The organism is Desulfosporosinus metallidurans (assembly GCF_001936615.1).
Lineage (GTDB): Bacteria > Bacillota > Desulfitobacteriia > Desulfitobacteriales > Desulfitobacteriaceae > Desulfosporosinus > Desulfosporosinus metallidurans.
This window is the reverse complement of record NZ_MLBF01000215.1, coordinates 1-374: the sequence shown is the minus strand read 5'-3', so window position 1 is coordinate 374 and position 374 is coordinate 1. Positions and strand designations below refer to the sequence as shown.

General features: G+C 43.9%; 1 protein-coding gene. It reads left to right on the top strand.

The window, feature by feature from the left end:
- Window positions 1–61: 61 nt before the first annotated feature.
- Window positions 62–364, top strand: a complete 303-nt coding sequence (locus tag DSOL_RS26440; RefSeq protein WP_083643108.1) for a tyrosine-type recombinase/integrase — start codon at window positions 62–64, stop codon at window positions 362–364.
- Window positions 365–374 lie beyond the last annotated feature (10 nt).

Sequence of the window (374 nt, the reverse complement as noted above, 5' to 3'; positions counted from 1 at the left end):
CAAATAAAAGAACACCCAATAGGCATCTTATCCTTCCGGTTTTGTTACGGTTAATTTATTTCTGCGGGCTCCGCCCAAAGAAGGACGAGAGATCAAAAAAGTGGATGTAGATCTCAATGAGGGTGTTTTATTCATAAGGAAAAACAAATCTCATAAAGAACGTATTGTCCCTATGTCTGATGATATGCTGGATCTCTGCCGTTCCTATGCGGAACAGCTTGCACTGTTTGCCCCTAAAAGCGACTACATTTTTTCCTTCGCCGGATGGGAATCTATATCCTGCCAAGTGGTTAACCCGGCAGTTTCGGGAAATCTGGGATTCCGTCAAGCCTACACAGTGCTCTGCGAATGTACGTGTATATGACCTGCGTTAT